Genomic DNA, 12,279 nt, shown 5'->3' on the forward strand with positions numbered 1-12,279 from the left:
CCTCAAGCAACGGTGGCTAACTCGCGGCCCCTCAGGGGCCGCGCTCGAGCGCGCCAGCGCTCCAAAAACACAGCCCCAAACAATCTGGGACGACTCAAACCCCCGGGTACTCCATGTAGAACGGCTCCCACTGGTACCCATCCGGATCGACAAACGTCCGCCCGTGCATCCCCACCTGAGCCTCCTGCGCCTTCTTGTCGTCATTGACCTCCTCGATAGCCCCCGCAGCCACAGCAGCATCGGTGAGCACATCCACCTCCCCCGCACTCCCCAACGACAGCGCATACGCCGCCCCGATCGAACCCCGCGTATCCGCGATCGGCCGCTTGCTGAACGTGGTGAAGAAGTCCTTGGTCAGCAGCATCAAGCAGATGTTGTCGTCGACCACGATGCAGGCCGCATTCTGATCGGTGAAGTCGTCGTTCACCTTCCACCCCAGCGCCTCGTAGAACCCCTTGGACCGGTCGAGGTCGGCGACGGGCAGGTTGATGAAGATCATCTTGTTGCTCATGGGAATCAGCCTTTCGGGGCGTGGTGTGCGGTCTCGTTCATGTAGACGCGGCGGCCGATCCGGATTCATCGCACCCACGCAAACTTCGCGAAATCCCGATAGTCCGCACTGACCCCTGTCAGCTGTCGGACCCCTGTGGCATCGTGAAACTATGAGCGACGCCACAACCGCGACCACGGGCCCAGACCCCGCCGTACTCGCCGAATTCGAGACGCATCGGCGCGAGTTGTGCGCGTATGCCTACCGGATGCTCGGCTCCTCGTTCGAGGCCGAGGACGCGGTGCAGGAGACCTTCACCCGCGCCTGGCGCTCGTACGATTCCTTCGAGGGTCGCGCGAGTCTGCGGTCGTGGCTGTACAAGATCGCCACCAATATCTGTCTTGACATGCTCGACCGTCCACAGAGCCGCGCCAGACCGATGGATCTGAACGGTCCCGGCCGCCCGGATTCGCCGCTGCCGATGCCGCAGCCGGACTACGTGTGGATCGAACCGATCCCGAACGCGCTGGCCTTCGGCGCCGATCCGGCCGATCACGCGTCCACCAAAGACACTCTGCGCCTTGCCTTTGTCGCGGCTTGCCAGCATCTGCCCGCCACGCAGCGCGCGATCTTGATCATGCGCGAAGTGCTGCGTTTCTCCGCGGGTGAGACCGCCGAGGCGTTGATGATGTCGCCTGCGTCGGTGAACAGCGCGCTGCAGCGGGCCAGGGCCACCATGTCGAAGGTGCAGCCGACTGTCGCGGACAGTTTCGACTCCACCGATCCCGATCAGGTCAAGCTGGTCGATGATTTCGTGAAGGCGTTCGAGGCGTACGACATGGACGCGCTCACGACGTTGCTGAAAGCCGATGTGGCACTGTCGATGCCGCCGTTCGATCTGTGGATCTCCGGTCCGGAGAACGTGGCCGCGTTCATGCTCAGCACGGGCAGCGCCTGCCGCAACTCACGAATGGTGCCGGTGCAGGCCAACGGTTCGCCCGCCTTCGGGCATTACAAGCCCAGCGACGAACCCGGCGTGTGGGTGCCGTGGTCGATCACGGTGCTCGAGCTCGAGGGCGACACCATCGCCGGTCTGAACTTCTTCCTCGACACCCAGCGCCTGTTCCCGCTGTTCGGGCTCGAGCCGGAATGGCGCGAGCCCGTCTGACGGTTACAGCAGGCGGCGTTTGTACAGCTTGCCGTTGGGGTCGCGGGGCAGCTCCGCACGGTATTCCACCGTGCGGGGCAGCTTGTACTTCGCCAACTGCCCGGCGGCGAACTCGAGCAATTCGTCGGTGAACTCGTCGGCACCCTCGACCGGCTGCACGAACGCCTTCACCTGCTGACCCCAATCCGGGTCGGGCACACCGAGAACCGCCACGTCGGCGACCTTCGGATGACTCATCAGCACGCCCTCGATCTCGGCCGGATAGATGTTCACCCCACCGGACAGGATCAGGTCCGACCGCCGATCGCAGAGGAACAGGTAGCCGTCCTCGTCGAGGTAACCGATGTCGCCGACGGTGAACAGGTCACCGACGCGCGACTCCTCGGTCTTCTCCTTCGCATGGTGGTACTCGAAGCTGGAGGCCCCCATCCGCATGTAGACCAGACCTTCTTTGCCCGCGGGCAGTTCGGTCCCGTCGGCCTCGTCGAGCACCTTGATCACCGACCACGGCCACGCTTTACCCACCGAACCGGGCTTGTCCAGCCACTCGGTCCCGTTGATCACCGTGCCGCCACCTTCGGTGGCCGCGTAGTACTCGGTGACAACCGGACCCCACCATTCGAGCATCTGCCGTTTGGTCTGCGGCGGACACGGCGCGGCACCGTGCACCATGCTGCGCAACGACGACACGTCGTAGCGTGCACGCACCTCGGCAGGCAGCGCGAGCAGCCGATGGAACTGGGTCGGCACCATATGACTGTGCGTCACCCGATGCCGCTCGATCAGCGCCAACATGTCCTCGGCATCCCACCGATCCATCAGAACGAGCTTGTGCCCCAACTGAATCGAGATGGTCGAGAAGTTCAGCACGGCCGTGTGATAGAGCGGCGACCCGCAGATATGCACGTGATCGTCATAGGGCGCGAGCTCGAACAGGCTGAAGAACGCCTTGTTCGGCGCCGGAACAACGTCGGGATCCGCACCGGTGAGCGGACGACGAACTCCCTTGGGCCGCCCCGTAGTTCCCGAGGTGTACAGCATCGGCGCACCCACCGACCGCTCCGAAGGCCGACCGGTATCAGCGGCACCCAACCACGACACCGGCCGGAAGCCGGGCACCGCACCAACAGCGAACCGCGCGTCGGCAGGCAATCCGGCCAGGTCAGCGGCTTCGGCGGCGGTTGCGGCGAACCGCTCGCTGGCCAGGAACGCCGCAGCGTCACTGTCGCTGAGAATGTAGGCGATCTCCGGCGCGGTCAGATGCCAGTTCACCGCGACGATGTACAGCCCCGCCTGGTAGGCGGCGAAGTACGCGGCGATCGCCTCGACTCCGTTGTGCAGCATGCTGACAACGACATCGCCGGTCCGCAATCCGATGCCGCGTAGTCCGTTGGCGTAGCGGTTGGCCAGGGTCGCCAATTCGCGGTAGGTGATCTGTCTGCCGTCCGGGTCGATCACGGCGATCCGCTCGGGATCGGTCGCGGCGATATTCCAGAGTCCGAGGACTTCCGTTGTCTGCTGGCTCACCCCTCGAATTTAGAACGTGTTCTACGTGGCGACAAGGGGTTGGAGCCTACGCATTTGTTCGGCATCGGAGACCGAGATCAGCATCATCGTCACCCCCGCGTCCTCCCATTCCTTCAGCCGCGACCGCACGTGGGCTTCGTCGCCGAAGATCGCGGTGTCGGTGATGAGCTCGTCGGGCACCGCCGCGGCCGCCTCGGCCTTGCGCCCCGCCTGGAACAGCGCGCAGATCTGGTCGACCTCGCTGCCGTACCCCATCCGCCGGTACACCTGCGCGTGAAAGTTCAGCTCCGGCGCACCCATCCCGCCGATGTACAGCGCACTGATCCACCGCATCCGCTCGATCTCGGCCGCCGGATCGTCGGTGATCACCACCTGCGCGCTGGCCGCGATCTCGAAATCCGCGCGCGACCGACGAGCGCCCGGCCGCGCGAACCCCTCGTCGAGCCACTCGTTGTACATCCCCGCAAGCCGCGGCGCGTAGTAGATCGCCAGCCACCCGTCGGCGATCTCGGCGGTCTGCGCGATATTCTTCGGACCCTCCGCACCCAGCCAGATCGGCAGATCAGCACGCAGGGGATGCACGATCGGCTTGAGCGATTTCCCGAGCCCGGTAGCGCCGGGACCGTCGTACGGAAGCCCGTAATGCGCGCCGTCGGAGGTCACCGGAGCTTCCCGCGCGAGCACCTGACGCACGATGTCGACGTACTCCCGCGTGCGCTTGAGCGGCTGCGCGAACGGCTGCCCGTACCAGCCCTCGACCACTTGCGGACCCGAGACGCCGAGCCCCAGAATCGCGCGCCCGCCGCTGAGATGATCCAGCGTGAGCGCGTGCATCGCGGTGGCCGCGGGCGTGCGCGCCGACATCTGCGCCACCGAGGTGCCCAGCCGCACCCGCTGCGTCGACGACCCCCACCAGGCCAGCGGCGCGAACGCGTCGGACCCCCACGACTCGGCCGCGAACACCGCGTCGAAGCCCGATTCCTCCGCCGCGATCACCAGCTCGCCGACGCCGGCGGGGGGTTGCGCACCCCAGTATCCGAGTTGCAGTCCGAATTTCATGATCGGCGCCCTTTCGGCGAATCCTTGCGAGCAGAATAAGAACCTGTTCTACTCGATATCGTGATCCAGGGGAATACCGCAGTGGAAGTATTGAGTGCACCCCTGAGGGTGCGATTCGACTACACCAGGTCCGTCGGACCTATCATCGGCGCTTTTCTGACCGGATTGCGCGAACGCCGGATTTTCGGTGTGCGCGGCAGTGACGGTCGGGTGCTCGTGCCGCCACCCGAATACGATCCGCTGACCTGCGCGCCGCTGACCGACCTGGTCGAGGTCGCCGCGAGCGGGACCGTGCAGTCCTGGACGTGGGTGGCCGAACCGCTGCCCGGCCAGCCGTTCGACCGGCCGTTCGCGTGGGCGTTGATCCAGCTCGACGGCGCCGACACGACGCTGCTGCACGCCCTGGACGTCGACAGTCCCGACCGACTCAGCACCGGAATGCGCGTCAGCGCCCGCTGGGCCGACGAGCGCACCGGCCGCATCCAGGACATCGCCTGCTTCGAGCCCGGCGAAAGTACAAGCACCGCAGACTATTCCGAGCAGGCACCGGTCACCATGCTGACCACCCCGGTCGCCTTGGACTACAAGCACACCGCCTCCCCGCAGGAGAGCGTGTACCTGCGCGGCCTGGCCGAGGGCAAGCTCATCGGCGGCCGTTCCGAAGAGGGCGGGCGCGTGTATTTCCCGCCGCGCGGCGCCAACCCCACCAACGGCCTGCCCACCAACGACCTGGTCGAACTGCCCGACAAGGGCACGGTGACCACCTTCTGCATCGTCAATGTGCCGTTCCTCGGCCAGCGGATCAAGCCGCCGTATGTGGCCGCCTATGTGCTGCTCGACGGCGCCGATATCCCGTTCCTGCACCTGATTCTCGGCTGCGAGGCGAGCGAGGTGCGGATGGGAATGCGGGTCGAGGCGGTCTGGAAACCCCGCGAGGAATGGGGCCACACGCTGGCCAATATCGATCACTTCCGGCCCACCGGGGAGCCCGACGCTTCCTACGAGTCCTACCAGCACCACCTCTAGAGAGGCGACGTTGACCACATCAGCATCGGCAGCACCCCCCGTGCCCGAGATCGCGGTGGTGGGGTTCGCCCACGCACCGCATGTGCCCGAAACCCACGGCACCACCAACGGCGTCGAGATGCTCGTGCCGTGCTTCCAGCAGCTGTACGCCGACCTCGGCATCACCAAATCCGACATCGACTTCTGGTGCTCGGGTTCCTCGGATTACCTGGCGGGACGGGCATTTTCGTTCATCTCCGCGATCGACGCGATCGGCGCCGTCCCGCCGATCAACGAATCGCACGTGGAGATGGACGCGGCCTGGGCCCTGTACGAAGCGTGGGTGAAACTACGTTCCGGGCAGGCGCAGACCGCGCTCGTATACGGCTTCGGCAAGTCCTCGGCAGGCACTCTTCGCCAGGTCCTGACGCAGCAGCTCGACCCGTATCTGGTCGCGCCCCTGGGTGTCGATGCCGTCTCGCTCGCCGGACTACAAGCGCGGGCCGGACTGGACTCGGGCCGGTGGTCCGAACAGGACATGGCGGCTGTCGCAGGCGGTGACCTCCAATCCCCTTATGTCGCAGATCCTTTCCGCGCGCACGACATCGCGCCGATTACCGACGGCGCCGCCGCCATCGTCCTCGCCGTCGGCGACCGTGCCAGGGAACTGTGCGAGCGCCCGGCGTGGATCACCGGCATCGCGCACAACATCGACGCCCAGGCACTCGGCGGCCGCGACCTGACCCGCTCCCCCTCCACCACCGCGGCGGCGAAGGCGGCGACCGGCGGCAACACCGCTTTCGACATCGCCGAACTGCACGCACCGTTCAGCCACCAGCAGCTGATCCTGGCCGAGGCGATCGGTCTGTCGGCGAGCACCGTGGTGAATCCGTCCGGCGGCGCGTTGGCCGCCAACCCGATGTTCTCGGCGGGCCTGGAACGCATCGGCCACGCCGCCGCCGCGATCATGTCGGGTGCCGCGAACCGCACTCTCGCCCATGCGACCAGTGGCCCTGCGCTGCAACAGAATCTGGTCGCCGTTATGGAGGTCCAGTGAGCTTCCCCGCCGCCGTGCTCGGCACCGGCCAAACTCATCACGTGACAAAGCGGACCGACGTGTCCATGGCGGGCATGTGCCGCGAGGCGATCGATCGTGCGCTCGAAGATTCCGGGCTGACCATCGCCGATATCGACGCCGTGGTCGTGGGCAAGGCGCCCGACCTGTTCGAGGGCGTGATGATGCCCGAGCTGTACATGGCCGAGGCGTTGGGTGCGGCCGGGAAACCGCTGCTGCGCGTGCACACCGCCGGTTCGGTGGGCGGCTCGACCGGCATCGTCGCGGCCAACCTCGTGCAGGCGGGCGTGCACAAGCGCGTGCTGGCTATCGCGTGGGAGAAGCAGTCGGAGTCGAATGCCATGTGGGCGTTGTCGATTCCGGTGCCGTTCACCATGCCGGTCGGCGCGGGCGCGGGCGGCTACTTCGCGCCGCACGTGCGTTCCTACATTCGACGGTCGAACGCACCTATGCACATCGGTGCACAGGTGGCTGTGAAGGACCGGCGCAATGGTGCGAAGAACCCGCTCGCGCACCTGCATCAGCCCGACATCACCCTCGAATCGGTGCTCGCGTCCCAAATGCTGTGGGACCCCATTCGTTTCGATGAGACCTGCCCGTCCTCCGATGGCGCTTGCGCGTTGGTGATCGGCGATGCCGAGGCCGCCGCGGTGGTCGAGGCCGAGGGCAAGAAGGTCGCGTGGATCCACGGCACCGCCATGCGGACCGAGCCCACCACCTTCTCCGGGCGTGACCAGGTCAATCCGCAGGCAGGCCGTGACGCTGCCGCGGCCCTGTGGAAAACGGCCGGCATCACCGATCCGCTCGAGGAAATCGACGCCGCTGAGATCTACGTGCCGTTCTCCTGGTTCGAGCCGATGTGGCTGGAAAATCTCGGCTTCGCCGCCGAGGGCGACGGTTGGAAGCTCACCGACAAGGGCGAGACCGAGATCGGCGGCCGGATCCCGGTCAACCCGTCGGGTGGCGTGCTGTCGTCGAATCCGATCGGCGCTTCGGGGCTGATCCGGTTCGCCGAAGCGGCCAAGCAGGTGATGGGCCGGGCGGGTGCATACCAGGTTCCCGATGCGCGCAAGGCGCTGGGTCACGCGTATGGCGGTGGCTCCCAATACTTTTCGATGTGGGTTGTAGGAAGCGAGCGTCCGGCATGAAGTTCACTCTCGGGATCGCACTGAGTCCCTTGGAACAGCTCACCGAGCTGGCCCGCACGGCCGAGGAATGCGGGTTCACCTCGATCGGCCTGCCCGACTCGCTGTTCTACATGAAGTCGCAGGCCGCGGACTACCCGTACACCCCCGACGGCAGCCGCTTCTGGGGCCCGGAGACCCCGTGGGTGGATCCGCTGATCGCCGCCGCGACCATGGCCGCGGTGACCACGAAGCTGCGGTTCTACACCAATGTGCTCAAGCTCGGCTCGCGCAATCCGCTGCTGCTGGCCCGCCAGGTCGGCTCGATCGCGAACCTTTCGGGCAACCGCTTCGGCTTCGGCGTCGGAATCGGCTGGGCGCCGGAAGAATTCGAGTGGTGCGGGGTGCCGTACGCGCGGCGCGGCGCTCGGGTCGACGAGATGATCGAGATCATCAAGCTCGTTCTCGACGGCGGCATGGTCGAATTCCATGGCGAGTTCTTCAATTTCGACGAACTGCAGATCAGCCCGGCACCCAGCGAACGGGTTCCGTTCTACATCGGCGGCCACACCGCCCCCGCCCTGCGCCGCGCGGCCCGCATCGGCGACGGCTGGACCTCGGCGATGATGAAGTTCGAACAGCTCGAAACCACCATCGCCACCCTGCGCGACCTGCGCACCGAATACGGCCGCGCCACAGATCCTTTCGAGATCCAGGCCGTGTGCATCGACCGCTTCGGCCGCAGCGGCTACCAGGATCTCGCCGACGCGGGCGTCACCGACACCATCGTGGTGCCGTGGCTGTCCGACGGCATCGGCTTCGACGGCGAACTCGCCGCCAAACAGGACTCCCTGCGCCGCTTCGCCGACAAGTACATCGCCGACCCCATCATCGCGAAGGTAGAAGCATGACCGCCGTCGAAAAGACCGCGCGCGCTGCGGGTCTGGCCTCGCAAGCCGCCGTGCGGGCCAAGGACCGTGCCGCGTGGGTCGCGCTGTTCGCCGAGGACGGGATCGTCGAAGATCCGGTCGGCCCTTCGGGTTTCGATCCCGAGGGCGTCGGCCATCGCGGGCACGAGGCGATCGGCGCGTTCTGGGACAAGGCCATCGCGATGACCGACTCCATCGAATTCCGCTTCGAGGACTCGTTCGCCTGCGGTACCGAGATCGCGTTCACGGGGCTGATCCGCACCACCCTGGCCGGCTATATCGTCGACGCGGAAGGCGTGTTCACCTACAAGGTCGACGCGGACGGCAAGATCGCGGCCCTGCGCGCGTTCTGGGAGGTCGACCGCGCGGTCGCCACCACCCGCCCCGCATCCTGACGTAATACGACAACAGCCCGGCACCTTTCGGTTCCGGGCTGTTGTCGCGTGTGAATCAGTGGGCGACAGGGCAACCGGTCGGCTTGTAGTCCACGGGCAGTTCCTTGATCCCGTTGAGCCACCCCGAACGCAGACGCTTCGGATCACCGATCTGCGTGATGTCGGGCAGATGGTCAGCAATCGCGTTGAAGATCAGGTCGACCTCGAGCCGCGCGAGGTTCGCCCCGACGCAGAAGTGCGCGCCGGTGCCGCCGAAGGCCAGGTGCTGGTTGTCCTTGCGGAGGATGTCGAACTTCTCCGGCTCGTCGAACACCTCTTCATCGAAGTTCGCCGACCGGTACAGCATGACCAGGCGCTGCCCCTTCTTGATCTGCACGCCGCCCAGCTCGGTGTCCTCGAGCGCGGTGCGCTGGAACGAGGTGATCGGCGACGCCCAGCGGATGATCTCGTCCACCGCGGTGGCCGGGCGCTCCTTCTTGAACAGCTCCCACTGATCCGGGTTCTCCATGAACGCGATCATCCCGTGGCTGATGGCGTTGCGAGTGGTCTCGTTGCCCGCCACGGCCAGCAGGATGACGAAGAAGCCGAACTCCTCGGGCGTGAGCGCCTCACCGTCGACATCGGCCTCGATCAGCGTGGTCACCAGATCGTCAGCCGGACAAGCCTTTCGGGCTTCGGCCATCTGATACGAGTAACCCAGCAGCTCCATCGACGCGGCCACCGGATCGATGTCCACGTTCTCGGGATCGTCGTAGCCGGTCATGTTGTTGGACCACTCGAAGACCTTCATCCGGTCCTCCTGCGGCACGCCGATCAGCTCGGCGATCGCCTGCAGCGGCAGCTCACACGCCACCTGCGTGACGAAATCGCCGGTGTTGGACTCCGCGGCGCGGCGCACGATGTCCTGCGCGCGCGACGACAGCTCCGCGCGCAGACCGTTGACCGCGCGCGGGGTGAACCCCTTGGCGATGAGCTTGCGCAGCTTGGTGTGCTCCGGCGCGTCCTTGTTCAACAACACGAAGCGCTGCAATTCGATCTGCTCGCGGGTGATGTCGTCGTTGAAGCGCGGGATCGCGGTGTTCTCGAAGGTGGAGAACACATCGCTGCGGCGCGACACCTCCTTGACGTCGGCGTGCTTGCTCACCACCCAGAAGCCGTCGTCATGGAAGCCGCCGACCTCGGGCGGCTGCTCGTTCCACCAGATCGGGGCCGACCGCCGCAGTTCGGCGAACTCTTCCACCGGAACACGCTCGGCGTAGATGTCGGGGTCGGTAACGTCGAACCCCTGCGGGAGGTTCGGCCGTACATTGCTCGGATCTACCACCAGATGTCTCCTTCGACAAACTGAAACACGTTCTACAATCATTCAAGCACAGGGGTAGCCGCGACGGAAGAACCACGCGGTTTTACCCTGAGCCCAATATCAGAACCTGTTGCAGTTATGAGGGAGATTCAGATGGGCACACCCGTGATCGTCGAGGCCGTTCGGACACCGATCGGCAAACGTCGAGGACAGCTCGCCGGCCTGCACGCGGCCGAGCTGCTCGGCTTGGCGCAACGCGGACTGCTCGACCGAGCAGGACTCGACCCCGCCGAGGTCGAGCAGGTGATCGGCGGCTGCGTCACCCAGGCCGGCGAGCAGTCCAACAACATCACCCGCGTCGCGTGGCTGCACGCGGGCCTGCCCTGGCAGACCGGCGCGACCACCATCGACGCCCAGTGCGGTTCGGCGCAGCAGGCCAATCACCTGATCGCCGGATTGATCGCCACCGGGGCCATCGACGTCGGCATCGCCTGCGGCGTGGAGGCGATGAGCCGGGTGCCGCTGGGTGCCAATGTCGGCACCACCGCCGGCACGCGGCGGCCCGCGTCGTGGTCGATCGACCTGCCCGATCAGTTCGGCGCGGCCGAGCGGATCGCCCGCAGGCGCGGCATCACCCGGTCCGATATCGACGAATTCGGCCTTCGCTCACAGCAATTGGCCGCACAGGCGTGGGCCGAAGGTCGGTTCGACCGCGAGGTGCTGACGGTCTCGGCTCCGGTTCTCGACAGCGAGGGCGTGGCCACCGGCGAGAAGATCGAGGTCAGCCGCGACCAGGGCCTGCGCGCGACCACCATCGAGGGCCTGGCCGCCCTGAAGCCGGTCATGGCCGACGGCATCCACACCGCGGGCACCTCCTCGCAGATCTCCGACGGTGCCGCCGCGGTGCTGCTGATGGACGAAACTGTCGCGCGCCGAAAGGGTTTGCGCCCGCGCGCGCGGATCCGCACCCAGGTGCTCGTCGGCTCGGAGCCGGAGTTCCATCTGGACGGTCCGGTGCAGGCGTGCAGTCGTCTTCTCGAGCGCTCCGGAATGACGATCGGCGATATCGATGTATTCGAGATCAACGAAGCATTCGCCTCTGTCGCACTTTCGTGGGCATCTGTACATCACCCGGACATGCAACGGGTAAATGTCAATGGCGGTGCGATCGCAATCGGGCATCCCGTGGGATCGACCGGCTCCCGTTTGATCACAACCGCGTTACACGAGCTCGAACGCACTGGTCAGAGCACTGCGATGGTGCTGATGTGCGCCGGTGGAGCACTCGCGACGGGCACGATCATCGAACGCCTGTAGAGTGGGCTTCACCGAAACCGGGCGCCCAGGTTGAACATTCATCCCAGGGCGCCTGGAACGTGTCGTACGCCACAAAGTCACGGGGAGCAGGGGGATGATGAGATGTCAGCTATCTTTGAGCTACCATGCCTTCATGGCGGAAGAACCCCACGACGGGCACGAACCCGGACACGTCCACGCTCCACAAGAGCCGTTGGCGCGACCCGCAAACACGACCACCGCCGCCCCTGCACGCAGGTGAGCGTAGGAAATCGTCGAGAAATCCCGAATCAGGCGTAGGTTTTCAGTTACTGAGCCGCTAATATCAATGATACGTATCCGAGATAACGACTGTTAGTACAGTGAAGGGAATTGGGCGGCTCACAATGGCTGATTTCGCGGCGCGGCTGAACAAGCTGTTCGAAACCGTGCATCCCCCGGGGCGCAAGCCGCACACCAACGCAGAGGTTGCGGCTGCGCTAACTGCCTCCGGGCATCCGATCTCGAAGCCGTATCTCTCGCAGTTGCGGTCGGGACAACGAACAAATCCGTCCGATGAGACGGTGGCCGCCCTGGCGAAGTTCTTCAAGGTCAAGCCTGACTACTTCTTCAACGATATCTACGCGGCCAAGATCGATCACGACCTGGAACTGCTTGCGCAGCTGCAGGGTTACGGACTTCGTCGACTGTCGAGCAGGGCATTCGATCTGTCCGAAGAATCACAGAATCTGCTCACCTCCATGGCGGAGAAGCTGCGGGCCAGCGAAGGCTTGCCCGAAATTCCGCCGGACGGCACGGAATAGGGACCACGCGGTGGTCGGCCTGACGCACCTGATGGTGTCCTGGGTACGGCCGTAACAACGTCGGATACGCAGACAACGGGCCTGAGACGGTGGGAAACCACCAGC

General features: G+C 65.6%; 12 protein-coding genes. 8 read left to right on the plus strand and 4 right to left on the minus strand.

The features are described from left to right. Positions 1-94: 94 nt before the first annotated feature. A complete protein-coding gene (locus ACFWU5_RS24005; protein WP_379268989.1) occupies positions 95-511 on the minus strand; it encodes a VOC family protein in 417 nt (138 codons plus the stop codon). Between the two features lie 151 nt (positions 512-662). Between ACFWU5_RS24005 and ACFWU5_RS24010 the strand changes: the two genes are divergently transcribed. Beyond that, on the plus strand, positions 663-1,658 hold the full coding sequence (locus ACFWU5_RS24010; RefSeq protein ID WP_379268991.1) for a sigma-70 family RNA polymerase sigma factor: 996 nt from the start codon (positions 663-665) through the stop codon (positions 1,656-1,658). Positions 1,659-1,661: 3 nt separating this feature from the next. Here the strand turns inward: ACFWU5_RS24010 and ACFWU5_RS24015 are convergent, their stop codons facing one another. Both ACFWU5_RS24015 and ACFWU5_RS24020 read right to left on the minus strand, forming a co-directional pair. Beyond that, positions 1,662-3,185, minus strand: coding sequence for an acyl-CoA synthetase (locus ACFWU5_RS24015; RefSeq protein ID WP_379268993.1), 1,524 nt, complete (start codon positions 3,183-3,185; stop codon positions 1,662-1,664). Between the two features lie 21 nt (positions 3,186-3,206). Then, positions 3,207-4,244 carry an LLM class F420-dependent oxidoreductase gene (locus ACFWU5_RS24020; RefSeq protein WP_379268994.1) on the minus strand — a complete coding sequence of 346 codons (1,038 nt, stop codon included), beginning with the start codon at positions 4,242-4,244 and terminating at the stop codon, positions 3,207-3,209. 60 nt (positions 4,245-4,304) lie between these two features. On the opposite strand from ACFWU5_RS24020, the gene ACFWU5_RS24025 reads away from it, so the two are divergent. The 5 genes from ACFWU5_RS24025 to ACFWU5_RS24045 are packed head-to-tail and all read left to right on the plus strand — an operon-like array spanning position 4,305 to position 8,772. Continuing rightward, positions 4,305-5,270, plus strand: coding sequence for a Zn-ribbon domain-containing OB-fold protein (locus ACFWU5_RS24025; RefSeq protein WP_379268996.1), 966 nt, complete (start codon positions 4,305-4,307; stop codon positions 5,268-5,270). 40 nt (positions 5,271-5,310) lie between these two features. Then, positions 5,311-6,306 carry a thiolase domain-containing protein gene (locus ACFWU5_RS24030; RefSeq protein ID WP_379269071.1) on the plus strand — a complete coding sequence of 332 codons (996 nt, stop codon included), beginning with the start codon at positions 5,311-5,313 and terminating at the stop codon, positions 6,304-6,306. After that, positions 6,303-7,472, plus strand: coding sequence for a thiolase domain-containing protein (locus tag ACFWU5_RS24035; RefSeq protein ID WP_379268998.1), 1,170 nt, complete (start codon positions 6,303-6,305; stop codon positions 7,470-7,472). Before ACFWU5_RS24030 ends, ACFWU5_RS24035 begins: the two co-directional genes overlap by 4 nt. Next, complete coding sequence (locus ACFWU5_RS24040; protein ID WP_379241147.1) at positions 7,469-8,359, plus strand: TIGR03619 family F420-dependent LLM class oxidoreductase; 891 nt, start codon at positions 7,469-7,471, stop codon at positions 8,357-8,359. The genes ACFWU5_RS24035 and ACFWU5_RS24040 overlap by 4 nt, the downstream gene beginning before the upstream one ends. Further along, the gene (locus tag ACFWU5_RS24045; protein WP_379269000.1) at positions 8,356-8,772 is read left to right on the plus strand and encodes a nuclear transport factor 2 family protein; all 417 of its coding nucleotides are present in this window, start codon (positions 8,356-8,358) and stop codon (positions 8,770-8,772) included. The genes ACFWU5_RS24040 and ACFWU5_RS24045 overlap by 4 nt, the downstream gene beginning before the upstream one ends. 55 nt (positions 8,773-8,827) lie before the next feature. On the opposite strand, the gene ACFWU5_RS24050 is transcribed toward ACFWU5_RS24045, so the two are convergent. After that, positions 8,828-10,138 carry a cytochrome P450 gene (locus ACFWU5_RS24050; RefSeq protein ID WP_379269002.1) on the minus strand — a complete coding sequence of 437 codons (1,311 nt, stop codon included), beginning with the start codon at positions 10,136-10,138 and terminating at the stop codon, positions 8,828-8,830. Between the two features lie 90 nt (positions 10,139-10,228). On the opposite strand from ACFWU5_RS24050, the gene ACFWU5_RS24055 reads away from it, so the two are divergent. Both ACFWU5_RS24055 and ACFWU5_RS24060 read left to right on the plus strand, forming a co-directional pair. Beyond that, entirely contained in the window at positions 10,229-11,392 is a 1,164-nt protein-coding gene (locus ACFWU5_RS24055; protein ID WP_379269004.1) for a steroid 3-ketoacyl-CoA thiolase, read from the plus strand. A gap of 365 nt (positions 11,393-11,757) precedes the next feature. Then, on the plus strand, positions 11,758-12,174 hold the full coding sequence (locus ACFWU5_RS24060) for a helix-turn-helix domain-containing protein (RefSeq protein WP_019044759.1): 417 nt from the start codon (positions 11,758-11,760) through the stop codon (positions 12,172-12,174). Positions 12,175-12,279: the final 105 nt, after the last annotated feature.

Source organism: Nocardia sp. NPDC058640, from assembly GCF_042716995.1.
Classification (GTDB): Bacteria; Actinomycetota; Actinomycetes; order Mycobacteriales; family Mycobacteriaceae; genus Nocardia.

Excerpts from the sequence above, each read along its gene's own strand:
- ACFWU5_RS24005 (WP_379268989.1), bottom strand. The coding sequence starts at position 511 with ATGAGCAACAAGATGATCTTCATCAACCTGCCCGTCGCCGACCTCGAC.
- ACFWU5_RS24010 (WP_379268991.1), top strand. The coding sequence starts at position 663 with ATGAGCGACGCCACAACCGCGACCACGGGCCCAGACCCCGCCGTACTC.
- ACFWU5_RS24020 (WP_379268994.1), bottom strand. The coding sequence starts at position 4,244 with ATGAAATTCGGACTGCAACTCGGATACTGGGGTGCGCAACCCCCCGCC.
- ACFWU5_RS24040 (WP_379241147.1), top strand. The coding sequence starts at position 7,469 with ATGAAGTTCACTCTCGGGATCGCACTGAGTCCCTTGGAACAGCTCACC.
- ACFWU5_RS24045 (WP_379269000.1), top strand. The coding sequence starts at position 8,356 with ATGACCGCCGTCGAAAAGACCGCGCGCGCTGCGGGTCTGGCCTCGCAA.
- ACFWU5_RS24050 (WP_379269002.1), bottom strand. The coding sequence starts at position 10,138 with ATGATTGTAGAACGTGTTTCAGTTTGTCGAAGGAGACATCTGGTGGTA.
- ACFWU5_RS24055 (WP_379269004.1), top strand. The coding sequence starts at position 10,229 with ATGGGCACACCCGTGATCGTCGAGGCCGTTCGGACACCGATCGGCAAA.
- ACFWU5_RS24060 (WP_019044759.1), top strand. The coding sequence starts at position 11,758 with ATGGCTGATTTCGCGGCGCGGCTGAACAAGCTGTTCGAAACCGTGCAT.